Source organism: Vibrio sp. CCB-PB317 (assembly GCF_022808245.1).
GTDB lineage: Bacteria > Pseudomonadota > Gammaproteobacteria > Enterobacterales > Vibrionaceae > Vibrio > Vibrio diabolicus.
This window is the reverse complement of record NZ_JALGNU010000003.1, coordinates 630,037-653,055: the sequence shown is the minus strand read 5'-3', so window position 1 is coordinate 653,055 and position 23,019 is coordinate 630,037. Positions and strand designations below refer to the sequence as shown.

Genomic DNA, 23,019 nt, shown 5'->3' with positions numbered 1-23,019 from the left:
GATTGATGTGATTATGCTTTCTCAGAAAGAATAATGCGTAACGTACGACGCAATGGTTCTGCTGCGCCCCAAAGTAGTTGGTCACCAACAGTGAAAGCATTTAGGAAGTCATCACCCATTGCCATCTTACGTAGACGACCCACTGGTACGGACATAGTGCCCGTTACTTTTGCAGGTGTAAGTTCTTGCGCAGTAATGTCACGATCGTTAGGAATCACTTTAACCCAGTCGTTATGAGTGGCGATGATTTCTTCGATTTCGTCCATTGGGACATTTTGCTTAAGCTTGATAGTGAGTGCTTGAGAGTGACAGCGCATCGCACCAATACGGACACAAGTACCATCAATTGGTACAGGCGAGCTTTGTGAGCCCAAAATTTTGTTTGCCTCTGCGCCCGCTTTCCACTCTTCTTTACTCTGACCGTTATCACGTTTCACATCGATCCACGGAATAAGCGAGCCAGCTAGTGGTACACCGAATTTATCGGTAGGGAAGGAACCGCTGCGCATTGTGTCTGCAACTTTTTTATCAATATCTAGGATAGAGCTTGATGGGTTTGCAAGTTCGGAACTTACAGAGTCATTGATAACGCCCATTTGCGAGATCAGTTCACGCATGTTTTGCGCGCCAGCACCGGAAGCGGCTTGGTATGTCATTGCGCTTGTCCACTCAACAAGGCCTTTCTCGAATAAGCCACCTAGACCCATTAGCATTAAACTAACCGTACAGTTACCACCAACAAATGTGTTCGTGCCACCGTGGATGCCTTGTTGGATTTGCTTTAAGTTCACAGGATCAAGCGTGATGATGGAATCTTCCGCCATACGTAACGTAGATGCTGCGTCAATCCAGTAGCCTTTCCAACCGGCTTGTCGAAGTGCTGGGTAAACTTTTTCTGTGTAGCTACCACCTTGACATGTAATTACCGCATCAAGCTGTTTTAAGCTTTCAATATCATACGCGTCTTGCAGTAAGCCTGCGTCTTTTCCTAAGTTAGGAGCAGGAATACCAACTTGAGAAGTACTGTAGAATACTGGTTCGATTAGGTCGAAGTCTTTCTCTTCAACCATACGCTGCATAAGGACTGAACCAACCATACCGCGCCAACCAACTAAACCAACTCTCATCGTATTAACTCTCCATGTATTAAAAAACCTACCCCATAGTTAATTTTTCGCATCAAAATCTCAACCCCTATTTTGTAAATAAGCCTATTTTTTAACCTTTTCCTATGAAAATTCGTGTTAAACGAGATTTTTTAGTGTTTGGTTTGCGATTTCGGCCATTTTTCAAGTAGGGAAAGCCCTGTTACTCCAAATTGGTCTTACCACTCAGTGATAAAATAACACATGAAGCACAATAATTTCACATTACACAACATTTAAAACCAAAAAAGTTAAAACAAACTAACAGTTAATTTCACAAGCAAACGTTTTTGCCGACGAACATCAAGATAAAACACCAAATATTCGAAATATAATTTTTGTTAATGTATGTTATGCGCGATTACAACAAGGAGCGCCTTCCTCTATTGCTCCAAGATTGACAGAGGCACATATGAAGCAAGTTACACCACGCCTACCAAGCTTGATACAGGTATTTATCTCGCTCGGTTTATTTCTACTGCTAGCATTTTCGTTCACTGCCAAGCTAGACCTACCGATCCAGCTAGCGCTGTACATCGGTTGGTTCATTATCATGATATTAGGCATTAAGCTTGGTCATCAGTACAAAGATCTGGAAAAAGCTGCACTAAATGGCATTTCCAATGGACTTGGAGCCGTCTTAATTCTTCTTGCCGTTGGCGCGCTTGTTGGTACGTGGATCTCTGGTGGTATTGTTCCAACCATTATTTACTACGGCCTTAAAGCAATTCACCCTTCTATCTTTTTGCTCGCAACCATGATCATCTGTTCATTGACTGCGCTAGCGACTGGCACCTCTTGGGGCGCTGCTGGTACTGCTGGTATTGCGATGATGGGTATTGGCCAAGGCCTTGGCGTTCCTGCACCAATTACAGCTGGTGCGGTGCTTTCAGGTTGTTACTTTGGTGACAAAATGTCGCCTCTATCGGACTCCGTCATCCTTGCTTCATCTATGTCTAACGTTGAAGTAATGGAACATATTAAAGGCATGCTGCCGATCGCACTCATTAGCTACATTATTACAGGCATTATGTTTACTGCATTTGGTTTCCACTACGCAGGTCAAGTTGACATGAGCCAGGTAGACTCTGTAATTAAAGCGATGGAGCAGCAATTCTACATCACGCCTTACTCATTTGTTCCTGTGATCATCGTATTGTCACTTCTAGCAATGCGTATGCCTTCATTCCCAGTGATCAGTTTTGGTTCTCTGCTCGGTATTATTTGGGCAGTAATGATTCAAGATGTGGACTTCCTAACCGCGTTCAACACCGCTTGGGCTCCGTTTGCGATTTCTTCAGGCGTAGATTTCATTGACTCAATTCTTAACCGTGGCGGCATGTCTTCAATGCTTGGCTCGGTAGCAGTTATCGTATTCGGCCTTGGTTTTGGTGGTCTACTAGATAAAGTGGGTGTGTTAGAAACTATCGCTAAGCTGTTTGAAAAACGCGTTCAAAGTGCAGGTTCACTGGCAACAAGTACAATCGGTACAGCCTTTATGGGGAACGTATTTGGTTCAGCGATGTACGTTTCACTTATCCTGACACCAAAAATCTGTGCGAAGAACTACGATCGCCTAGGCTACAAACGTAAGAACTTGTCTCGTAACGCAGAGTTCGGCGGCACATTAACATCTGGTATGGTTCCATGGAGTGACAACGGTATCTACATGGCAAGTATTCTGGGTGTTGCGACACTGTCTTATGCACCGTTCATGTGGCTAAGTTTTGTATGTATCATTGTGACCATCATCAGTTCCTACATGGGTTGGTTTGTTGATAAATGCGAGCCAACGGCGGAAGCAGTTGAACAAGCAGAAGGCGAACTGAAGCAGCAAACCGCTTAAGTTCGCATAGATAGGAAGAATCTCTCTTCCGAGTGAGAGACAAAGAAAAAGAGCGCATGAGCGCTCTTTTTTATATCTCAACCAAACGTTAACTTTGTTTGACTTGCGCTTTCACTGCTGCACGCTTACCAAACCAATAGCCCAAGCCAAGTGGTGCAAAGAATATAACGGCAATGAACAAGATGAAGTAGATAATGGTACTTTTAACGAGCTCAATCAGCTTGGTCATCGCTAAACTGACCACTTCCTGCGAGACTCGGTCCATATCTTGAGCAAACTTCTCACGCTCATGGGTAATGATCTGCGCGATCTCTTGGCGCTCTCTGGCTACCATCAACTCTAAAGCTTGGCGCTCCTCACCCAATTGAGATAAACGCGCTTGCGTTTTTTGGTCAATATCGTCAACCAAAGGTTGTAACTCTACCGCCATTTGCTCTGCCAAATAGCGCATGTACTCTGGATTGTTATCAATAAAGTCCTTCATCGAATCCGCCGTAACTTGTAAGCTATTTAGCGCAGCATTAACTTTTTCGATGCTGGCAGAGCTATTTAATGCTAATAACTGCGCCTTCCAAGTCATAATTTTGGGGGTCTGTTCTGATACAAGGCTTAGACGATCCGAGACATCACCTAATGCTTCTGGCATTGTACCTAGCGTAGTCACTGCCTCTTCCTCGCTAATTTGATTCGCATCTAACCACCCACGGTAAGCTGGCGTCCTGATCATACTTAAGTCCGCGAATGGATGTTGCTTAACGAACTCTGCAACAAACGCTTGTGTCTTGATGTACGCTTCTTGTTTCAACAGAGATTGAGCCAGTTTATCCACCTCTTTCGCTAAGTGAGCAGAAACTAACTTTGCCTCCTCTGTCGCAAACAGTTCATGACCAAGGCCAGTCGTAAAGAATTGATCCATCTGTAGCGTAAAAGTCCAAGTATCAATCAGTGCTGCCATTGGCGAGACTTGGTATGCTGCTGCTTGAAGACCTTCTTCAGCATTTATCTTCCAAAGCAAAATATAAGATTGATGGACTTTATCATGCGGCTCATATTGATCGTGCAATGCATCAGCAGCTTGCTCTACCTGAGCAAAAAACTGTTGCGCATACTCACGAGTCAGGAGACGCATATTAAGCTCTTGTTTGGTAAGAGGGACGGTTTGACTCTCGATTTTCACTTCTAACAGGGAGCACCCTGAAAGCATCACAACCAACCCTATCAACATCATTGAAGACAATCGACGAACGGACATGAAAGTACCCTTAACAAATTGTATGGAACAGGAATAAAGCGAACTAAGTCATATAGTTCGGGCCTTTAATACCCCAACTCTGATGATTGTAAGTCAGAGCAATATCAATCTGTTAGCGCTTCTTGTATCTTTTCACTATTGAGAACGTGGTTAGCGAAAAGTATGGTTTGCTTTAGGACATCATCTAAACGTGTCAGTTTCTCTTCCGGCACTTGTTGCCCTTGTTTAATCAACAGCTCAATATCACTCGAAATGCAGTGCAATGGCATTGCCCCTAAACTTCCCGAGACCCCTTTAAGACTATGAGCCGCTCTTTGCGCTTGCTCTTTATCCTCTTCTAATAGCCGATGCATTTTTGAACCATCGCCAGAGTGATCCTGAATAAAGACTTCAAGTAACATTCGCACCGCGCTTTCATCTCCCGATAGCGAGTCCAGCATCTTATTGATATCTATATACGGCTCACGTTCCACGACTGCCACTTGTGATGTGTTCGGCTCATTATGACTCTGTTCGTTAACTTGGCCGTTTTGAGCGCTTTCGGACTGAGCAGAAAAAACAACGTAAGACCCACCAGCTTGCTCAGACTCTTTATCTTCTGCTCTTGATGGTGTTAGCGGCTGAACGGTTCTTTGGGAGAAAAGCCCCCATGAAATAAGAGAAAGAAATAAACCACTGATTACTGACAACCAAGTAACAAAGGTCATCAACTTTTGTTCCAACTGGTCATTTATCGAAGTTAACTGGTTCGGGAAATCAGGATTAAGCAGTTGATTAACTAGATAGCTGCCTTGCGCCTTGGCAGATAGCGCGCTTGAAGTCTGGGCAAGTTGACGCTGAAAAGCACTTCGCTCTTGAGGAGAAAGCGTGTCCGACTCGATAAAGAGTCGGTCTAAATCACGATAAGTATCGCTATTCGTTGCTGAGTCACTAAAAATAGACTCCAAAACAAGTGCGCCTAAGCGATAGTACATTGATTGAATTTGCTCAGAGTTCTCAGCTCGGGCACGGCTCCTTCGCAACTGTTCAGCCAATGATACAAGCTCACTGTCACTCCCTACAAAGGCTCGAGCACTTTCTAAAAATCGATCGGTCGCATAAAGCAATTGAGTAATATCTGGTGTGATTTTTCCTTCAGAAAACTCACTTTCAAGCTGTAAGCGAACTGCATAGGCTAACTGAAGTTTTAGTGAAACTTGGTCGACGTGCTTAACACGATAAGGCAGATCAAAGTTAAAAAAATGTCTGACTTCTTCGACTTTGCTTCCTAGCTCATTCACTGTTGAAATGGTTTGAATCGTTTGTTTGGCTTGCAACCAAATCCCTAGCGCTAAAACACACCATAAAACGAACCAGAACCAAACAAACCGCCTCATTCCTTCTTTTAGCTTCAGCAACACTCGCCCCTCGCATATCTCCATTAATTACAAGCATATACTATGGATGTTTCTTATTCACATAAAAAAGAGAGCCATTGGCTCTCTTAATTTGACGATATGGTTTTAGTTGCGACTCAACTGATCTTTTAGATTTGGTGGCGTACCTTTAATCGTTAAGGTATCCGTCTCTGGGTCATAAAAAATACGCTCGCCAAGCAATAGGCTATCAAAGCTAATATTCAAGCCACCGCCAGCGCCAACAAATTTAGTCAGTTTGCGAACCGTCGCACGGTCACCTGGGAAAGATTCTTCAAGTTCGTACCCTTGCTCTTTGGTGAAATCCATAAAGCTTGTGCCATCTTGGCTTGGAGGAAGCTCTCCAGAAAGCTCTGAGATTTGAACCTCATCACCGGATTTAATTTGCTCATTGCAGTAATCGTAAACTTGTTTCTTGTACTCGTTCACTTCTTGCTTTTCTAGCTTCGAGTCAGCACAAAAATCATCCACTGCCTGCATCAACACTAAGTTTTGTTGTTTAGTATCTAAGCCGATGTCCGCTTGCAGGAAATCTAGGAAGAAATCCGCCACTTTACGGCCGACGCGTCCCTTGATGTATTGCAAGTAACGATTAGATTCCTTGTCAGTGTCGTAGCTCGACAAGTCAATGCGGGCCGCAATATCCATTTTGGTGATATCTAGGTAATCCGTCGCACTGATGTCCAAACCTTCGGTCACTTTTAAACTTTGGTTCATTGGTAAGATACCGATGAACAAGTAGTCCGTTGCTAAACTCTGATACTCAGCGAAAACCAAAATACCTTCATCCGCAAATGGGTACTTAATCAACTCTTCTTTCAAGCGATTTGCACTAATTTGTGAGAAGTCGTAAAAATCTCGCTCTCCTTTGCGCATTTCTTGAAGCCAAAATTGAAATTCGCTGTCTGACTGGAAAGAGCCAAAACCTTTACCAGCTTTAGAATGGAATACTCGGTGAAGCTCAGCGACTAAGTTTTCAGTAGATGCATCGTTCTCTAATGATGCTGGACGAAAGTTTACAACTAGCTCGTCCTGATCGTTTTTGCACAGTTGATGCAGAATAACGTTTGAAAGATGAAGGCTCATAGTGATTTTATCTTGCTACAAGGTTTTAGTTGATGGGCATTGTAGGTTATCATAAGCCGCTTTTACTATCATTATTAGAGTCTTTATGCCGATTACATCTAAATATACTGACGAGCAAGTAGAGAAAATTCTTGCTGAAGTAGCAACAGTTCTTGAAAAACACGCTGCTTCTCCTGAGTTGACGCTAATGATTGCCGGAAATATCGCAACCAATGTCTTAAATCAACGTGTTGCTGCTTCACAACGCAAAGCGATTGCTGAAAAATTTGCTCAGGCGCTGATGTCTTCTTTAGAAACACCAAAAACACACTAATAACGGACAATAGAACACATACATGGTAGACAGCGGAAACTCATACGGCGAACGTGTATCTCGACTGGTTGGTTGGGGTCACTGGTTTGCATTCTTCAATATCGTTGCATCGATGTTGATAGGCACACGCTACATTGTTCAGTCTCCTTGGCCCGAGACGTTACTTGGTCAGTTTTATCTGGCGGTTTCTTGGGTTGGTCACTTTGGCTTTCTAGTTTTCGCGCTTTACTTGCTCGTTCTATTCCCGTTAACGTTTATCCTGCCATCGCGGAAATTGTTCCGTTTGGTGGCAGTGATTTTCGCGACCGTTGGGCAAACCATATTATTGATTGATACCCAAGCGTATCAGTCGATCAATTTGCACTTAACTCCTGTCGTTTGGGAGTTACTATTCAGCGAAGATAAAAGTGCACTCAGCACTGATCTACAACATCTGTTTGTTGTAATGCCGCTGATCTTCCTTATTCAGCTCGCTCTATCCGAATGGGTATGGCGAAAACAGCGCAAACTATCTCATAAGCACGTAGGACGTCCTCTAGCAGCTGTATTTTTCCTCAGCTTTATGACCAGCCATTTGGTTTATATTTGGGCAGATGCATACTTCTACAATCCAATTACCAGTCAGCGTTCAAACTTCCCATTGTCTTATCCGATGACGGCGAAGAGCTTTATGGAAAAACATGGTCTACTTGACCGTGAGGAATACCTAAAACGCTTAGCGGAAAATGAAGGCAACGTAGAGTTAGTCAATTACCCTCTAGAAAAGCTAGAGTTTAACCGTCGAGTCAATAAGCTCAACGTGTTGATGATCAGCGTAAATAACCTGCGTGCAGACGCGCTGAATCCAGAAGAGATGCCTAACCTCTATGAGTTTGCCGAAAACAATCAGAACTTCCGTAATCATTACAGTTCAAGTAATGATACTTACGGGGCTTTCGGTTTGTTCTACGGCTTACCAACCAGTTACGCCTCAAGCATCAAGGCGCAAGGTGCTTCGCCAGTGTTACTCGATGTACTGAAAGATCAGGGTTACAACTTCGGCCTATTCAGTGGCAGCGGGTTTGAAGATGATCTCTACTCAGAGATTATTTTCCGCGGCTTAAAACTAGCGGAAGACCTCGATGGCACACAAGCTCATACCGATAAGCAATCTATCGCGAACTGGAATACATGGTTAACAGAGAAAGCGAGTCAACCATGGTTTAGTTACATCGAAGTCACCGCCGTTGATAATTTTGAATCGATCCCTTCAAATAATGACGAAGAAATGTCCGCAAGTGATCGCTTCAAAAAAGCTTATGAATATGCGGTGAAATCAGCGGATAAAACCGTCGCTAGTATTATTGATGAGCTTGAAAAAAATGGACTATTGACAAACACCATCGTGATTATCACTTCTAATCACGGTAGTGAGTTTAACGAAACCAATACGAACAGCTGGGGCGCAAACAGCAACTACAGTCGTTATCAGTTACAAGTTCCTATGGTAATCCAATGGCCAGGAATGTTGGCTGGTGAATTTAATCACAGCACAAGCCACTTGGACCTTTCGGTCACGTTGTTGCAGGATATGCTCGGTGTATCTTCCAACCCATATGATTACAGTAGTGGTCGTAACCTATTTGACGAAAGTCGTCGCCGTTGGATCCTAGCGGGTGACACTCGTGAGCTTGCCTTAATTACTAGCTCACAAACCACAGTGATCGATAAGTTTGGCAACTACAAGTTGTATGACAGAAATTACAAACGACTTCGAGATGATGCACCGAAGTTGCCAGTTTTGATGCAAGGTTTAACTGAGTTACAGCGTTTTTATTCTAAAAACGATTAATACCTAGCAATCCATATACTATTCAAACTCCCCTTTTTGGGGAGTTTTTGTTTATTTAAACAACACAAACCACAAATTTGCGCAGTAAACATCCAATCAGTTCAACTAGGGGTTTACAACATTTTCAAAGCCTTATATTATGCGCCTCAACAACGGAGAGATGGCTGAGTGGTTGAAAGCACCGGTCTTGAAAACCGGCATACGTTAATAGCGTATCTAGGGTTCAAATCCCTATCTCTCCGCCACATTTAGAAAAAGCCCGCTAAGAAATTAGCGGGCTTTTTCGTATATCCAGATTTGAAAAGATTTGTACAAATCCCTTCTTTGAACACAACTAAGCACTCCGCAACATTCAGAAAGAGCACGCTTAGAAATTAACGACCTTTTCGTTTCAGTGTCCCGTTTTGAATCAGGTTGATACTCACGTCTAGTTGTATTTACTTACCAACAAAGGCTTCTTTAGCGGCATTAATGAGCTGCAAATGGATTGGGACAAGGTCTGCATGATTCGTTCGATATCCACCTCCGACGACAGCTGCGACAGGGATACCTCGCGATTTCATTGTTTGCATTAAAAATCTATCACGTTCTAAAATCCCTTGCGTCGAAACATCAAAATATCCCAACTCATCGTCTTGATGTATATCAACACCAGCATCGTAGATAACCAAATCAGGACGATGAAGATTAAGCGCCATATCGACCACTTCCTTAAACGCCATTAAAAAATCCTCTTCACCTGTTCCTCGCACCAAAGGCACATCTAGGTCAGACTGAGGCTTTCTAGCCGGGAAGTTTTTGTCACAGTGAAAAGAAAGCGTGATGATATCTGGCTCATCGTGACACAAAGTTGCTGTTCCATCCCCATGATGAACATCACTATCAATGATCAATACTTTATCGACATGTTCGACTTCGAGCGCTTGCCTGGCCGCGATCACTAAGTCATTAAATAAACAAAAACCACTGCCAAACTCTTTGTGTGCGTGGTGATACCCGCCACTCAAATGAATGGCAACACCATACTCAAGTGCTTTATTTGCGGTCAAAGCCGTGCCCGCTGCTGAAGTTAGCGTTCTGGTAATGAGAGACTCACTCCAAGGAAAACCTATTCGGCGCATCTTCGCAGCTGGCATGTTTCCATTCACAAGTAAGTCGACGTATTCCTGGTCATGAACACGTTTTACTTCCTCAACAGTTAATGCTTCTGGCTGGAAAAACTGCACGTGTTCTTTCCAGTTATCTTTCTCCATATGTACCAATACCGATTCATAGAGGTACTGGTACTTCATAATTGGGTAACGATGCCCCTCTGGCAACTCAAGTTGAGAATAAATCGGGTGGTAGATAAATGGCAGCATGAGAAATTCTTAATAACAATGGTAACGAAATAGTATCAACTTCAAGGGTTGAATAAAATGCAATTTAATTGATAATGATTTTCAATATCAATTAAATTTAATATACATATGAATTCTACTTTCTTTGCTATTCTCGGCGCACTGTTTGGCTCTCTTTATGCTCTGTCCCTATTTTCATCTCTCGTTGTTGGTGCGTGGTGGCTGGTTGATTTTATTGCGCTTAGCTAACACAATGACTTTCAACTGAAATCAAAAAATATAGGTGTTTGTATGAGTCAAACCGTCTTTATTACCGGAGCAAATCGCGGCATTGGCCTTAGCTTAACTGAGCTGTACCTAAAGCAAGGCCATCAAGTACACGCTACCAGTCGTTCCTTGGAGAACAGTTCAGAACTACAAACTCTAGCCTCACATTACAGCAATCTAGTTTTGCACGAACTGGATGTCACTCACTACGAACAAGTCGCTCTGCTTGCCGATAAACTCCCTGCCATCGACTTACTCATCAATAATGCAGGATATTACGGCCCCAAGGGATATGGCTTTGGAGACACTGACGTACAAGAATGGCGTAAAGTCTTCGAAGTAAACACCATTGCACCGTTAAAACTGGTTGAGCACTGTTACCCTCGCTTACAACAAGGCAAGATGAAAAAGATTGCTTGTATCTCATCAAAAGTGGGGAGCATGACGGAAAATACGTCCGGTGGCGGTTATATTTATCGTTCATCGAAAGCGGCGCTAAACTCGGTTGTTAAAAGCTTGAGCAATGATTTAACACCTGAAGGATTTACCGTTTTAGCGCTTCATCCTGGTTGGGTAAAAACGGCAATGGGCGGGCCAAATGCATTGATAGATACGCAAGCCTCCGCGCAGGGCCTAGCGAACGCGATAGAGCTGAGTACACCGCAACTTTCAGGTCGATTTATTAACTACGATGGTACTGAGCTACCTTGGTAGCGGCGTTAAGAAACAACCATCAATAAACCAAATAACACCTAAGCTAGGCTTCATAATCGTGACTTGGTTGGCAAACATAATGTTCATCGGCGATCTACCAGCATAATTCGCGCAATCTAACTTGAATTTATCTATATCCAATCCAGACTTATGAAAAAGTAGAACAATTAAGGAGAAGGCACGATGGCAGCAGATAGGGATTTGGTTAATTTTAGCGAAGAGCACGAGCTAAACTACTGCTTGAGAAGTGCTGGTAAACGCCAAACTCAAGCGAATCGAGATACATTAGTTGACTTGGGCAACCAGGTGAAAGAGGTACTGGACAAACGCGTGTTAACTCAAGGTGAAGTAAGAGGCGCGATCCAAAACCACGGCGACCTGTTCGAGTAATCTATTTTCAAGCATGCGCGGTGTTTAATTACACCGCGCTTGTCCTATGCCTGCTTACCTTTGGTTGCACGAGATTTAGTCGCGCCACCATTCTTTGAATAACTGCGCTTTTTACGTTTAAACGCAGGACGTTCCACCTTGGGTAGATGACGTAATGAATCAGGGATAGGCCCTGCTTTTACTTGTGCCATCAAGCTATCAATGCGTTGTTCGAGTGCTTGCATGAACGGCTGATATGCTTGATTTCTCTCTGCCATACCTTGTAACTGGTGCTCCCAATGAGCCGTCATATCTGGGTACGTTGAATCCTGTGGCAAGGCATGAATGAGACCTCTTCCCGCAGGAGAGCTGAGAATTGATTTACCTTGACGCGTGAGCAGTTGGCGTTTGAACAGCGTGTCCAAAATACCAGCGCGAGTCGCTTCCGTACCTAGCCCATCAGTATCACGAAGGATTTTTTTCAGTTCTTTATCCGCAACGTAACGGGCGATCCCGGTCATCGCTTGCAACAGCGATGCTTCGGTAAAGTGCTTTGGTGGCTCGGTTTTTCGGTCTTTTATTTCCCCTTCACGACAAGTTAACACGGTGCCTTCTGGTAACGGTGGTACGGCATCAATACCTTCATCTTCCTTGTCAGTTTTGCCCATTAGCGCTTTCCAACCCGGCGAAACTAACTGACGACCTTTCGCGATAAACGTACCACCAGCGATATCGAAAACTAATTTCGCTTCTGCGTAAACCGCCGCCGGATAAAACTGCATGAGATACTGGCGCGCAATCAATTGATACACTTTCATCTCATTGCCCGAAAGCGCATTCACATTAGCTTGTTTTGGTGTAGGGATAATCGCATGGTGCGCATCCACTTTTTTATCGTTCCAGGCTTTGGACTTTAATGTTAAGTCTGCTCCCTGAACGGCACCTTGCAGCTCTTTTGCGTTATTCGCAATAGCTGTTGTCACCATCTCTGCTTGTGAGTAGTGTTCCATCGGTAAATAGCGACAATCTGAACGAGGATAAGTGATTAGCTTGTGCTTTTCATACAATGCCTGACAAGTATCTAGTACTTGTTGCGCACTCATACCATAGCGCTTCGCTGCATCGATCTGTAAAGCAGATAATGAATAAGGTAATGGTGCTGATTGCTTGGTTTGCTTTTGTTCCGACTCCGTCACTTTCGCGGGTTGATTTGCAATACGGTTTGCAACGTTTTCCACTAACTTACGGTTTAACACTCGCCCTTCTTCATCCTGCCAAGGCTTGCATGCCTCACTTGGCTTCCAACGAGCACGAATATCAAAAGTACCATTGGCATCTTGATATGGGATCAGAGCATGTAGGGTAAAATAGTCCTTCGGGACAAAGTTTTCGATTTCCTCATCACGACGCACCACTAAGCCAAGAACTGGCGTTTGCACTCGCCCTACCGAGAGAACACCTTGATACCCTGCTTTTTGACCAAGCAAGGTATAAGCACGAGACATGTTCATGCCATACAACCAATCAGCCCGAGAGCGAGCCAATGCAGAAACTGAAAGTGGGATAAACTCGCGATTACTGCGCATAGAACTGAGTGCGCGTTTCACCGCAGGTAAGTTCAAGTCGGAAATCAGCAAACGCTGTGTGGATTCCTTCTTGGTTTTAGATAACTTGCAATAGTCGAGAACTTCATCAACTAACAGCTGACCCTCTCGGTCTGGGTCTCCTGCATGAATGACTTCGTTAGCTTCTTTGAGCAATTTACGAATCACTGTTAATTGCTTACTTGCGCTTTTCCTCGGTCTGAGCTGCCATTGCTGCGGAACAATTGGTAAATCTGCCATATTCCACTTTTTATAACGCTCATCATAAGCGTCAGGTTCGACTTGTTCGAGCAAATGGCCGATACACCAAGTAACGATATCCCCGTTCCCACAGCGGATGAATCCTTGATCTTTCTTTTGAGGGTTTGGCAGTGCAGCGGCAATCGCACGGCCTAAGCTTGGTTTTTCAGCAATAAACAGACGAGACATAACGTTTTGGAAATAAATATAATTAGGGCCACATTAACGAATGTAGCCCTAATAAATCAAGAAAAACTGTATAAATAAACAGTCAAGTTTGTTTAAGTTTTCAGTTATAGAAATTCAACAAACTGAGAGAGGTCACGCTCAGGAACTTTCATCGGTGTACAACCAGGCGTACCTAGGTACAAGAAACCAACAATCTCATCGTCGCCTTCTAAACCAAACGCTTGATGAACTTCTGGATGGAACATCCACTTACCTGAGCGCCAAAACCCTTGAAAGCCTTGCGCTACCGCTGCCATCTGCATGGATTGTACGGCACATCCCGCAGATAAGTGTTGCTCTAGTGCAGGCACTTTCTCATGTTCCGTTACTTTAGCAATCACCGTGATCACCATTGGCGCACGAAATGGCGCATTTTTCACCTTTTCGACCACCGCTTCATCACTATTTTCAGCTTCTGCCGCTTTTACCAAGATATCTGACAGTTTTTTCAAACCATCGCCCTGTGCGATAACGAAACGCCAAGGGGTTAATCCCGCATGGTCAGGCGCACGAAGGCCTGCACGAATGATGTTCTCAAGCGCTTTACCTTCTGGTGCAGGCGCAGATAACTTCGCGATAGATCGGCGATTGAGCAAAAGATCGAGAGCGTCCATGAAAGAATCCTTATCGAATATCGTTGTTATTTTGTTTACGCCACTTTAGCACAATCTGTTCCTACGAATAACAACCGGTTTTCTGTGGGCTTGATAACGTGCTTCACTTAACATCAAACTGGATTTAATGTTAATTTATTCGCGAAATGAATAAGTTGAACATAGGCAGGTTGATGAACAAGGACAAACAAAACAGCATTTACGAAAAGATCGTTAATGACGAAGATGCCCGTGCCTGTAAGGCGATTCCTGAATCAGCTTGTCATCAAGTTCCCGGCAACTTTCTTAAAATCATTCTTGCTCAGTTTTTAACGAAGGTCGGCGATGCGTTAATCAACCCTAAAGTCACGTTGCCGTGGATACTACAAAGTCTTGGGGCACCGGTTTACTTAATTGGTTGGCTGGTTCCTATTCGTGAGTCAGGATCCCTTATCCCACAACTTAGCATCGCGCACTACATCCGACGCATTCCAGTAAGAAAATGGGTCTGGGTAATTGGCAGCATCTTGCAGGCTCTTTCCATATTTGCAATCGGATTGGTCGCATTAACTCTAACAGGAGCAGCTGCGGGTTATGGTGTGATTGCATGTCTTATGATCTTCAGCCTCTCACGCGGTTTAAATTCCGTCGCATCAAAAGATGTATTGGGCAAAACCATCCCTAAAAACCAACGAGGTCAAGTCAACGGCTGGTCTTCAAGCGCTGCTGGCCTTGTTACACTACTTTTCGCTAGCCTTCTGGCACTAGCCTGGTTATGGGACGTAGAGCCGACGGAGCGCTTTTACAGTCTGAGTTTAGGGTTAGCGGGCGCCATATGGCTTATTGCAGCATTAGTTTATGCACGAATTAATGAGTATGCCGGTGAGGTAGACGGTGGTCGAAATGGCGTCCTTGAGGCATTTAAACAACTCGCGTTACTTAAAACAGACGTGACCTTTCGTCGATTCGTTATCACGCGGACACTATTTTTATGTTCTGCGCTGAGTGCACCGTACTACGTTGTGCTGGCACAGCAATCTCTCGGTGGACAGCTCTGGGTTCTAGCTCTCTTTATGTTTGCGAGTGGCTTGGCTTCCTTTGTGTCAGGTCCTTTCTGGGGAAGAATGTCCGATCGCTCTAGCCGCAGTGTTATGGTCATCGGCGCAACGATGAGCGCGCTACTTGGCGTTGTTTTATTTGTTTACGATACGTGGGTCACCGCTAGCCAAAGCTTGCTATTCGTGATTCCTCTGCTCTACTTTTGTGTGTGTATTGCCCACGACGGAATACGAGTCGGACGAAAAACCTACTTAGTTGATATCGCAGAAGGTGACAAGCGGACAAGCTATGTAGCCGTGAGTAACACGGTGGTTGGAATAATGCTGCTTCTAATGAGTTCTCTTGGTGTTATGTCGAACTTTTTGAGCCTTTCAGCAGTGGTGTTAGTGTTCTCTTTTATTACTCTTGCTGGCGTAGTAATGGCCAAACAACTGCCAGATATCAGTGACTAGTTCTATACAAAAAAAGCTGCGCTCAAAGCGCAGCTTTCATGGTAAACACACATTAAAAAGCTAGAGTTTTACCGCCAATTTAACACCTTGACGAATCGCACGCACAGCATCAAGTTCACCTGCATGGTCAGCTCCGCCAATGATATGAATCTTCTCTCCGAGTTCAGACCATTTATCTTCAAATGGACGAACTGACTCTTGCCCCGCACAAATGACGACTTTGTCCGCGTTCAATAATTGTTCTTTTCCATCTACATGAATGTGCAAACCTTGAGCATCAATTTTATCGTAAGACACGCCACCGACTAAATGTACGCCCCGTTTTTCAAGTGTACGTTTATGGATCCAACCTGTCGTTTTACCCGGACCTTTACCTACACGACCTTTACGACGCTGAAGCACCCAGACTTCTTTATCGCTGACCGCATCAGGGTAAGGGTATAAACCACCCGGTTGAGACATCTCTTTGTCTATTCCCCATTCATGCAACCAGTCATCCAACGTTTGTCCAACCGGCTCAGTGAGCATGGTCGCGACATCTACGCCAATACCACCAGCACCAACGATAGCCACTTTCTCACCGACTGGCGTTTTGTCTCGAATGAGAGTTTGATAGTCGACGACTTTTTCTGGGTTCTCAATTCCATCAATATTGACTTTGCGTGGCTCGACACCCGACGCCATCACGATCTCATCGTATTCTGTTAGTAGGTCATAATTCGCTTCCGTCGATAAGTGCAGATTCACGCCTGTTTCATCAATACGATTAGCGAAATATCTTATCGTCTCTCGAAACTCTTCCTTACCAGGGATCTGCATCGCGAGACGGAACTGACCACCGATGCGGTCGTTCTTCTCGAACAAATCAACCTTATGGCCACGTTCAGCCAGTGTAGTCGCACAAGCCAAGCCCGCAGGGCCTGCACCAACAACGGCAATGTTTTTCTTCTTAAAGGCTGGTTCAACAACAATTTCGGTTTCATAGCACGCAAGTGGGTTCACTAAGCAACTGGCGCGCTTACCTTTAAACACGTTATCTAGACACGCCTGATTACAACCAATACACGTATTAATAAGCTGCGCTTTTTCCTGTTCGGCTTTAGCAACAAAGTAAGGATCGGCCAAGAATGGGCGCGCCATCGATACCATGTCGGCATGACCTGAAGATAAAATACGTTCTGCTTCGTCTGGCGTATTTATACGGTTGCAAGTGATAATAGGAACCGAAACGTGAGGTTTAACTTTTTCCGTAACCCACGTAAACGCACCGCGTGGTACTTGAGTCGCAATGGTCGGAATTCGAGCCTCGTGCCAACCAATGCCAGTGTTAATAATCGTGACGCCAGCCTCTTCAAGCGCTTTCGCCAATTCGATAACGTCTTCAAATGTGCTGCCCTGCTCGACAAGATCCAGCATAGAGAGACGGAAAATGATGATGAACTTGTCACCCACCGCCTTACGAACCGCTTTGACAATTTCTAGCGGAAAACGCATACGTTTTTTGTAACTGCCACCCCATTCGTCGTAACGCATGTTCGTGCGCTTACATAAGAATTGGTTTATCAGGTAACCTTCCGAGCCCATTAACTCGACGCCATCATAACCAGCAAGCTGGGCTAACTCAGCGCTGTTCGCAAAGGCATCAATGGTTTTCTTAATCTGGCGGTCGCTCATTTCACTCGGAGCAAACTTTGCAATTGGCGCTTTAATGCCAGACGCACTTTGCGAGAATGGATGCATGGCATAACGCCCAGCATGGAGAATTTGTAGGGCAATTTTGCCACCGTGCTTGTGCACCGCTTCTGTCACAACTTTGTGGGCCTTGGCATGCTTTGGCTTGCTGAACTCAGCACTCAATGGGTGCAAACGACCGCGTAAGTTAGGAGAAAAACCTCCGGTTACAATCAGTCCAACACCGCCTTTCACGCGTTCTTCATAGAAAGCGGCGAGCTTCTGTAATCCTTCTTTGTGCTCTTCTAAGCCCGTGTGCATTGATCCCATCAGGACTCGGTTTCGTAATTGTGTAAAACCGAGATCCAGTGGCTTTAATAGGTTTGGGTACATGGCAGACATCACTTAACATCCATTGTTATTATCATGGTCTGACCAGATTAAGCCCGCTCAACCAAAAAATCAAACAAGCGTTTACATTTTTGTAACACCGATCAATCTCGCGTGAAAATATGCCAATTGTTGAGTGGTCGTGATAAGCTAAAAAAATGTTATCTTTTGAGATCTTAGAGATAAGAACCCATACTTTGTTAGACTCGGCGTAACTATCTCGTTATGGAGACAAGATGAAAAAACTCTTCAAATTTATTGGTTTGATATTTAAAGGGATATGGAAGAGCATCACCTTTATCAGACTCGCACTGGCAAACCTGATCTTCTTGCTGATGATTGCCGTTTTCTACTTTGCTTTTACTTATACCGGAGACGGTCAACCCGTCGTCGAAAAAGAGTCGGCATTGGTGATGAACCTTTCAGGTCCGATTGTCGAACAAAGACGCTATGTAAATCCAATGGACTCTTTTGCTGGTTCCCTTTTGGGCAATGAGTTACCGAAAGAAAACGTTCTTTTCGATATCGTTGATACTATTCGCTACGCGAAAGACGATCCTAAAGTGTCTGGATTAGTGCTAGCACTGCGAGACATGCCAGAAACAAATCTCACGAAATTACGTTACATCGCGAAAGCGTTGAACGAATTTAAAGCGTCAGGTAAACCCGTTTACGCCGTAGGTGATTTCTACAACCAAAGCCAATATTACTTGGCAAGTTACGCTGATAAAGTTTACCTGGCACCTGATGGTGGTGTATTGATTAAAGGTTACAGTGCCTATTCAATGTACTACAAAACGTTACTTGAAAAGCTTGACGTTTCTACTCATGTTTTTCGCGTAGGTACTTATAAATCCGCTATCGAACCGTTTATTCGTGATGACATGTCCGATGCGGCGAAAGAGTCTGCAACACGCTGGGTTACTCAATTGTGGAGTGCTTTTGTTGATGACGTAACGACAAACCGAAATATTGATGCGAAAGTGCTTAACCCAACCATGGATGAGCTGATTGACGAAATGAAGTCAGTGGACGGTGATCTTGCTCAGCTCGCGGTTAAACTGGGCTTGGTTGATGAACTCGCGACACGCCAAGACATTCGCACTCTATTTGCAAAGCAGTTTGGTAGTGACGGCAAAGACAGCTACAACGCGATTGGTTACTACGACTACCTTGCAACGATTCGCCCTGATTACACACTACCTCAGCACGATATCGCCGTTGTTCTAGCCAGTGGCGCGATTATGGATGGTCAACAACCTCGTGGTACTGTCGGAGGTGACACCGTCGCAAGCTTGTTGCGTCAAGCACGCAATGATGAAAAGGTGAAAGCGGTCGTGTTGCGAGTAGATAGCCCTGGGGGTAGTGCCTTTGCCTCTGAAGTGATTCGCAACGAAGTAGAAGCACTGAAACAAGCAGGCAAGCCAGTTGTTGTATCCATGTCGAGTTTAGCCGCTTCTGGTGGTTATTGGATTTCAATGAGCGCAGACAAGATCGTTGCTCAGCCAACAACACTGACGGGTTCCATTGGTATTTTTAGTGTCATCACCACGTTTGAAAAAGGCTTTAGCAAGTTAGGCATTAATACTGATGGCGTTGGCACATCGCCGTTCTCTGGTGACGGTATTACCACTGGCCTTTCTGACGGCGCGTCTCAAGTATTCCAATTAGGTATCGAGCACGGTTATAAGCGCTTTATTTCTTTGGTTGGCGAGAATCGCGATATGTCTCTAGAGGAAGTCGACAACGTCGCTCAAGGTCGAGTTTGGACAGGACAAGACGCCCTATCCTTTGGTCTTGTTGACCAAATGGGTGACTTTGATGATGCCGTAGAACTAGCGGCGAAACTGGCGAATGTGACCGATTACGGCATTTACTGGGTAGAAGAACCGCTTTCTCCCACTGAACTATTTTTACAAGAGTTCATGAAACAGGTGAAATTCTCTCTAGGTATTGATGCAACCAGCTTGCTACCAAAAAGTCTTCACCCCGTAGCTCAACAGTTTGAACAAGACGCAAGCTTGCTACAAAGCTTTAACGATCCTAAAGGTCAATACGCATTTTGTTTGAACTGCCAAGTGCAGTAGCTTTTTCATTAATATTACAAAGGGTACCTCTACTTGAGGTGCCCTTTTTATTACGCTCAACATCTCCTCAGATGACTTTCTGATGCTGTGCGCATAGCCTCGCATCTCAAGGTTATTTAGGTATATAATCCCCGCCTCTGTTCCCCTACATGAAAGAAAAAAACGATGACTAGAAAACACATCTACATCGCTTACACCGGTGGCACCATCGGAATGCAAAAATCGGATCACGGCTATGTGCCTGTTGCTGGCTTTATGGAAAAGCAACTAGCAAGCATGCCAGAGTTTCACCGTCCTGAAATGCCGGATTACACTATCCACGAATACGATCCTCTGATTGACTCATCAGATATGACGCCTGCCGACTGGCAGCAGATTGCGGATGATATTCGTGACAACTATGACAAATACGATGGTTTCGTCATCCTACATGGTACTGACACCATGGCATACACAGCATCTGCATTGTCTTTCATGCTTGAAAACCTTGGCAAGCCAGTGATTGTTACGGGTTCACAGATCCCTCTTGCGGAGCTGCGTTCTGACGGTCAAGCAAACCTATTGAATGCTCTGCATATTGCCGCAAACTACCCGATCAACGAAGTGACTTTGTTCTTCAATAATCAGTTGATGCGTGGTAACCGCAGCACAAAATCTCATGCTGACGGTTTTAATGCCTTTACTTCACCAAACCTTCCTCCACTACTGGAAGCTGGGATCAATATTCAAGTAAGTAACAGCGTAACCGTTGGTGCACAACCAGAAGGTGAATTTAAGGTTCACAACATTACACCACAGCCAATCGGCGTGATCACTATGTATCCTGGTATATCACATGAAGTTATTCGTAATACGCTTCGTCAGCCTGTAAATGCGATGATTCTGTTGACTTTTGGTGTGGGCAACGCGCCTCAAAACCCTGAGCTACTGGGTCACCTTAAAGAGGCCTCTGAGCGCGGCGTTATTGTCGTGAACCTAACTCAATGTTTGGCAGGCAAAGTGAATATGGGCGGCTACGCCACGGGTTGTGCACTGGCAGACTCTGGAGTTATCAGCGGCTTTGACATGACGCCAGAAGCGGCACTAGCAAAACTGCATTACCTTCTAAGCCAAAACCTTTCTTACGAAGAAGTGAAAGAGAGAATGCAGCAAGTACTGCGTGGTGAGATGAGCCTGTAAATTCAAGCTTACTACGATCTAAAAAGCCCAATAGAGATTGGGCTTTTTTCTTTTAAAGTCAAAGTAGTAGCGGTAAAGGGAACCCTATAAAAATCAAAGGTTCACTTAATCAATGTTCGGATTGACACGAACAATGTCGCTCTCTTCTCCGCTAAATTGTTTTTTAAGTTCTTGCTTCGATTTAAAGCTGATTTCACCACCTGCCGCAACCGTCATATGCTGCGCATCAGTATTATGTTTTGATTGATACAACATCACAGCTTGCATACACGAATCTCGCTGCTCTTTAGAAAGTGTTGTACCCTCAGGCCATCTTCCCGTTTCTACTGCATAGACTAAGCGATCATAAACTTCTGGAGTCATCGCTTGTAATAGTTGTTCTGCGTCCATAATGTACCTTCTTATTACATTCTATTTACAGAACATAACGGGTTAAGAAACTGAGTCAAGAATACGAAAATGAATTGGTGTAACGGATCACAAGCAAAACCATGAAAAGAACACACTGGTTACTTCTCAGCCTCACAAGTCTCGCACTAACGGGCTGTTTCGAAGGTAACGTGACAACCGAAGAGTTGTGCCAAAAAACACCAGAGCTGCGCTGCAAACAGCTCAATATGGATGACGGGCAATGTCGAGTTCCCAGAACAAACTTAGTATGGCATCGGTTTGAGCAATTGAAAAAACCATCAGAAGCCAACCAAATCATCGAATACGGTCTGGTCGCTGAATATAGAAAATGCTTAGAACTCGCCTCTCAGATCACACCTATTGATCAAAGTGCTCTCAAGAGACAGCGTTTTAACGCTTTGGTACACAGTATTGATGAGCTAGAACGCATCGTAAACGAGTTAAAAGGCTCAGAAGACCCGGCTACTTTGTATTTTTTGTGGTCTCAAACGGGTGACATCCAAGCTCGTCGCGCATTTTTACAAATGGAAGGCTCACCCAAGTTAAATACTGCTGAGATGCAATATGCATTAGCTACTTTCTATACTAATCGAGATGCCAAGAAAACGTTAATACTGCTGAATAAAGCGTTGTCTTTATCGGATGAAGACAACCTTAATCCGATCATTCTCAAATCAATGGCAAGCATTCATCAAGGGCTTGGAGAAAAAGAACGCGCGTATCTGTGGGCAATGATTGCAAAAAGATTCGACGTCCCGCTTGCTGATGAAAAGCAGCTCAAGCGTATGTTTAATTTTAGTCATGCAGAGCAATATCAGCAGCTAGATGAATTAGCTGAATCGGTGGCAAAAGCCATAGAGAAAGGGAACTACTCTCCAACAATGATACCCAAAGAGATATAAACGAAAGAACTCCCGCAATTGGCGGGAGTTTTTCTTTGGGTCAAACTACACTCTGTTTTCTACTTACAACAAATCGTATTGAAAGGATAAAACACTATCGAGCACAATTTTGTCGTTATTGTTCTGATTTGTTGAAAATTAACGACACTGAATTAACACAAAAACGCTCACCCGTGGTCTGTGGGCCATCTTCAAAAACGTGCCCTAGATGGCTATCACATGCGGCACAACGAATCTCTGTACGTACCATTCCGTGACTCAGATCTTCTAAATAGCGCACCGCTTGATCATTGATGGGCGCATCAAAACTTGGCCAACCACAGCCAGAGTCATACTTGTTATCAGAGACAAAGAGAGGGGCATTGCAACAGGTACAAGCATAAACACCCGTCTCTTTATTATGCAGTAGTTTACCGCTGAAAGGCGGTTCTGTACCTTGCTCTCGGCAGACACGAAACTCTTCTTCAGAAAGTTGCTCACGCCACTGCTCATCTGACTTCGCCACTTTTTTCCCGTTTTGTTCCACGACTTTCTGCTCCTTCTCTACTGTTTTTGGTATTGACTTTTTTAGCAAAAAACTTGCTTCTCTTAACAGTTGTAGCACATACTTTCTCACCAGGACACC

The 23,019-nt window shown here is 44.3% G+C and carries 19 protein-coding genes and 1 tRNA gene; 10 read left to right on the top strand and 10 right to left on the bottom strand.

Features of this window, described 5'->3' with window-relative positions:
- Window positions 1-11: 11 nt before the first annotated feature.
- Window positions 12-1,127 (bottom strand): aspartate-semialdehyde dehydrogenase, encoded by a 1,116-nt coding sequence (gene asd / locus MTR11_RS20190; protein ID WP_005396526.1) that lies wholly within the window; start codon window positions 1,125-1,127, stop codon window positions 12-14.
- Window positions 1,128-1,557: 430 nt separating this feature from the next.
- Here asd and nhaC point away from each other — a divergent pair, with 430 nt between their 5' ends.
- Window positions 1,558-2,991 (top strand): Na+/H+ antiporter NhaC, encoded by a 1,434-nt coding sequence (nhaC, locus tag MTR11_RS20185; protein WP_005396525.1) that lies wholly within the window; start codon window positions 1,558-1,560, stop codon window positions 2,989-2,991.
- 88 nt (window positions 2,992-3,079) lie between these two features.
- On the opposite strand, the gene MTR11_RS20180 is transcribed toward nhaC, so the two are convergent.
- The 3 genes from MTR11_RS20180 to yejK all read right to left on the bottom strand — a co-directional run bounded on the left by MTR11_RS20180 (window position 3,080) and on the right by yejK (window position 6,744).
- Window positions 3,080-4,243: a chemotaxis protein gene (locus tag MTR11_RS20180; RefSeq protein ID WP_243328270.1), complete on the bottom strand. Its 1,164-nt coding sequence runs from the start codon at window positions 4,241-4,243 to the stop codon at window positions 3,080-3,082.
- A 104-nt stretch (window positions 4,244-4,347) separates the two neighbouring features.
- Window positions 4,348-5,664 carry an Hpt domain-containing protein gene (locus MTR11_RS20175; RefSeq protein WP_006743276.1) on the bottom strand — a complete coding sequence of 439 codons (1,317 nt, stop codon included), beginning with the start codon at window positions 5,662-5,664 and terminating at the stop codon, window positions 4,348-4,350.
- Window positions 5,665-5,745: 81 nt separating this feature from the next.
- The gene (gene yejK / locus MTR11_RS20170) at window positions 5,746-6,744 is read right to left on the bottom strand and encodes a nucleoid-associated protein YejK (protein ID WP_005396521.1); all 999 of its coding nucleotides are present in this window, start codon (window positions 6,742-6,744) and stop codon (window positions 5,746-5,748) included.
- An 85-nt stretch (window positions 6,745-6,829) separates the two neighbouring features.
- On the opposite strand from yejK, the gene MTR11_RS20165 reads away from it, so the two are divergent.
- From MTR11_RS20165 to MTR11_RS20155, 3 genes are all read left to right on the top strand, one after another.
- Window positions 6,830-7,057 carry a YejL family protein gene (locus tag MTR11_RS20165; RefSeq protein ID WP_005380722.1) on the top strand — a complete coding sequence of 76 codons (228 nt, stop codon included), beginning with the start codon at window positions 6,830-6,832 and terminating at the stop codon, window positions 7,055-7,057.
- A 22-nt stretch (window positions 7,058-7,079) separates the two neighbouring features.
- Window positions 7,080-8,888, top strand: coding sequence for a DUF3413 domain-containing protein (locus MTR11_RS20160; RefSeq protein WP_243328269.1), 1,809 nt, complete (start codon window positions 7,080-7,082; stop codon window positions 8,886-8,888).
- A gap of 154 nt (window positions 8,889-9,042) precedes the next feature.
- Window positions 9,043-9,133, top strand: a tRNA-Ser gene (locus MTR11_RS20155).
- 192 nt (window positions 9,134-9,325) lie between these two features.
- On the opposite strand, the gene MTR11_RS20150 is transcribed toward MTR11_RS20155, so the two are convergent.
- On the bottom strand, window positions 9,326-10,249 hold the full coding sequence (locus MTR11_RS20150; protein ID WP_243328268.1) for a histone deacetylase: 924 nt from the start codon (window positions 10,247-10,249) through the stop codon (window positions 9,326-9,328).
- A 270-nt stretch (window positions 10,250-10,519) separates the two neighbouring features.
- On the opposite strand from MTR11_RS20150, the gene MTR11_RS20145 reads away from it, so the two are divergent.
- Both MTR11_RS20145 and MTR11_RS20140 read left to right on the top strand, forming a co-directional pair.
- The gene (locus MTR11_RS20145) at window positions 10,520-11,209 is read left to right on the top strand and encodes an SDR family oxidoreductase (RefSeq protein ID WP_243328267.1); all 690 of its coding nucleotides are present in this window, start codon (window positions 10,520-10,522) and stop codon (window positions 11,207-11,209) included.
- 183 nt (window positions 11,210-11,392) lie between these two features.
- Entirely contained in the window at window positions 11,393-11,599 is a 207-nt protein-coding gene (locus tag MTR11_RS20140) for a hypothetical protein (protein WP_005380717.1), read from the top strand.
- 44 nt (window positions 11,600-11,643) lie between these two features.
- On the opposite strand, the gene MTR11_RS20135 is transcribed toward MTR11_RS20140, so the two are convergent.
- Together MTR11_RS20135 and MTR11_RS20130 are read right to left on the bottom strand one after the other, a co-directional pair.
- Complete coding sequence (locus MTR11_RS20135; RefSeq protein ID WP_243328266.1) at window positions 11,644-13,611, bottom strand: DNA topoisomerase III; 1,968 nt, start codon at window positions 13,609-13,611, stop codon at window positions 11,644-11,646.
- Window positions 13,612-13,715: 104 nt separating this feature from the next.
- Window positions 13,716-14,264, bottom strand: coding sequence for an NAD(P)H nitroreductase (locus MTR11_RS20130; protein WP_005396515.1), 549 nt, complete (start codon window positions 14,262-14,264; stop codon window positions 13,716-13,718).
- Between the two features lie 173 nt (window positions 14,265-14,437).
- On the opposite strand from MTR11_RS20130, the gene MTR11_RS20125 reads away from it, so the two are divergent.
- The gene (locus tag MTR11_RS20125; RefSeq protein ID WP_243328265.1) at window positions 14,438-15,754 is read left to right on the top strand and encodes an MFS transporter; all 1,317 of its coding nucleotides are present in this window, start codon (window positions 14,438-14,440) and stop codon (window positions 15,752-15,754) included.
- 60 nt (window positions 15,755-15,814) lie between these two features.
- Here the strand turns inward: MTR11_RS20125 and MTR11_RS20120 are convergent, their stop codons facing one another.
- Window positions 15,815-17,827 carry an NADPH-dependent 2,4-dienoyl-CoA reductase gene (locus MTR11_RS20120; protein ID WP_171058478.1) on the bottom strand — a complete coding sequence of 671 codons (2,013 nt, stop codon included), beginning with the start codon at window positions 17,825-17,827 and terminating at the stop codon, window positions 15,815-15,817.
- Window positions 17,828-18,051: 224 nt separating this feature from the next.
- Here MTR11_RS20120 and sppA point away from each other — a divergent pair, with 224 nt between their 5' ends.
- Together sppA and ansA are read left to right on the top strand one after the other, a co-directional pair.
- Window positions 18,052-19,902: a signal peptide peptidase SppA gene (gene sppA, locus MTR11_RS20115; RefSeq protein WP_243328264.1), complete on the top strand. Its 1,851-nt coding sequence runs from the start codon at window positions 18,052-18,054 to the stop codon at window positions 19,900-19,902.
- Between the two features lie 165 nt (window positions 19,903-20,067).
- Window positions 20,068-21,081: an asparaginase gene (ansA, locus tag MTR11_RS20110; RefSeq protein ID WP_046874512.1), complete on the top strand. Its 1,014-nt coding sequence runs from the start codon at window positions 20,068-20,070 to the stop codon at window positions 21,079-21,081.
- Window positions 21,082-21,186: 105 nt separating this feature from the next.
- On the opposite strand, the gene MTR11_RS20105 is transcribed toward ansA, so the two are convergent.
- Window positions 21,187-21,471, bottom strand: a complete 285-nt coding sequence (locus tag MTR11_RS20105; RefSeq protein WP_005380700.1) for a YeaC family protein — start codon at window positions 21,469-21,471, stop codon at window positions 21,187-21,189.
- 101 nt (window positions 21,472-21,572) lie between these two features.
- Between MTR11_RS20105 and MTR11_RS20100 the strand changes: the two genes are divergently transcribed.
- Complete coding sequence (locus tag MTR11_RS20100; RefSeq protein WP_243328263.1) at window positions 21,573-22,394, top strand: DUF2989 domain-containing protein; 822 nt, start codon at window positions 21,573-21,575, stop codon at window positions 22,392-22,394.
- A 115-nt stretch (window positions 22,395-22,509) separates the two neighbouring features.
- Here the strand turns inward: MTR11_RS20100 and msrB are convergent, their stop codons facing one another.
- Window positions 22,510-22,920 carry a peptide-methionine (R)-S-oxide reductase MsrB gene (gene msrB, locus MTR11_RS20095; RefSeq protein ID WP_047010128.1) on the bottom strand — a complete coding sequence of 137 codons (411 nt, stop codon included), beginning with the start codon at window positions 22,918-22,920 and terminating at the stop codon, window positions 22,510-22,512.
- Between the last annotated feature and the right edge of the window lie 99 nt (window positions 22,921-23,019).